The following is a 2,086-nucleotide window of genomic DNA, read 5'->3' as shown; positions in this document are numbered from 1 at the left end:
CCGCCACCCTGCGCGGCGCGCCGCTGCGCCCGTACGTCCACAAGGACCTCGGCCTCGTCGTCGACCTCGGCGGCAAGGACGCCGTCTCCAAGCCGCTGGGCATCGAGCTCAAGGGCATCTCCGCGCAGGCCGTGGCCCGCGGCTACCACCTGATGGCGCTGCGCACCAACGTCGCCAAGATCCGCACGGTGACCAACTGGCTGCTGAACGCCACGGCGGGCGACGATTTCGTCCGCACCGGCTTCCAGCGCCGACGCCCCGCGACGCTGAGCGACTTCGAGTACACCGACGCCTACCTGACCCCGGATCAGGTGCGGGAGCACACGAAGGCGATGTCCGTGCGGCACTGAGGGGGTGACGGGCGCCGCGCCCGTGGTGCGCCGGCCGCGCGCGTACGGACGGGGCGCGCGGAGGCCCGTACGCGCGACCGGCCCCGTCGTCCGACCGGGCCTGTGCGGACGGCTCTCGCGTCGAAAGTTCGGACAAATGGTGACAGAGTGGCCCCATGGTTGATCGGGGAGCGACGCCGGCCGCCGTATCGCTGCCGGGCGACTGGCCCGCGCACCCGGACCTGACGCTGGCCCTCAACCGCATGGGCACCTTCGACTGGGACCTGGACAGCGGGCTCATGCACCTGGACGCCGCCGCCCTCGCCGTCTTCGACCTCACCCCCGAGGAGTACGACGGCAACCCCGACACCCTCTTCGACCGCGTCCAGCTCACCGAGTCCCTACGGCTCGACGGGCTCGTGGCGCGGGCCCTCAAATCCGGCGGCGCCTCCTACGGGGCGTACTTCCGCATCCGGCGCCGCGACGACACCCCCAGATGGGCCCACATCCAGGGCCACATCCGCCGCGACCAGCAGGGACGCCCGCACCGCATCCTGGGCGTCTTCCGCGACGCCACCGCCGAACTCGCCCATTCGGTGGAGCGCCGCGAGGCCCCCGCCGGAAGCCGCCACCAGAGCGCCGTCATCGAACGGACCACCGCCGCCCTCGCGCACGCCCGGACCGTGCAGGACGTCATCGACATCCTCAGCGATTCCCCCGGCCTGGAGCGCCTCGGCGCCGACAGCCTCGTCGTCGGCCTCGTCGAGGGCAACCGCATACATCTGGTCGCCGAAGGCCCCACCGACTCCTTCGTGCCCGGCACCCGCTACACCCGGATCGACGACAACTACCCGATGAGCGAGGTGGTACGGACCCTCGCGCCCCGCTTCATCGGCTCCCGCGACGACTTCGCCGCCTCCTACCCCGAGCTGTGGGAGCACATCGACGCGCTCGAACTCTCCGCCGCCGCCTATCTGCCGCTCATCGCCCAGGCCCGCCCCATCGGCGCGCTCGGCCTGCTCTACCGCGACAAGCAGGGCTTCACCCCCGAGGAGCGCGCCCTGCTCGTCGCCCTCGGCAGCAGCATCGCGCAGAGCCTGGCCCGCGCCATGCTCTTCGACCAGGAGCACGACCTCGCCGAGGGCCTCCAGCAGGCCATGCTGCCGCGCCGCATCCCCTCCGTCCCCGGCGCGCAGCTCGCGGTCCGCTACCGCTCCGCGCGGCTCGGCCGGGACATCGGCGGCGACTGGTACGACGTCATCCCGCTGCCCGGCGGGCGCGTCGGCGCGGTCATCGGCGACGTACAGGGCCACGACACCCACGCCGCCGCCGTCATGGGCCAGCTGCGGATCGTCCTGCGGGCGTACGCCTCCGAGGGCCACGCGCCCGCCACCGTCATGGCCCGCGCCTCGCTCTTCCTGCACGAGCTCGACACCGACCGCTTCGCCACCTGCGCCTACGCCGAGGCCGACCTCGCCACCGGTGAGCTCAGGCTCGTACGGGCCGGGCACATCGACCCGCTGCTGCGGCACACCGACGGCACCTGCCGCCGGCTGCCGTTCCCCGGCGGGCTGCCGCTCGGCCTGTCCGCCCAGTTCGGCCGGCTCGACTACCCCGTCACCGCCATGGAGCTGGATCCGGGGGAGACCCTCCTGATGTGCACCGACGGCCTCGTCGAGCAGCCCGGCGCGGACCTCGACGACGGGTTCCAGTGGCTCACCGAGGTCGTCCGCGACGGCCCGCACGACCTCCAGGAC

At 73.2% G+C, this 2,086-nt stretch carries 1 protein-coding gene and 1 pseudogene; both read left to right on the top strand.

What is annotated here, in order from left to right; genetic code table 11:
* Positions 1-350: pseudogene (locus ACFU99_RS41715) on the top strand (NAD(P)/FAD-dependent oxidoreductase); the annotation flags it as partial.
* A 155-nt stretch (positions 351-505) separates the two neighbouring features.
* Positions 506-2,086, top strand: a 1,581-nt coding sequence (locus tag ACFU99_RS41710; protein ID WP_384403464.1) for a SpoIIE family protein phosphatase, incomplete at its 3' end; no start/stop codon positions are given.

The sequence above is a fragment of the Streptomyces sp. NPDC057654 genome, from assembly GCF_042800135.1.
In the GTDB taxonomy this organism is placed as follows: Bacteria; Actinomycetota; Actinomycetes; order Streptomycetales; family Streptomycetaceae; genus Streptomyces.
This window is presented reverse-complemented; position numbering and strand designations above follow the sequence as displayed.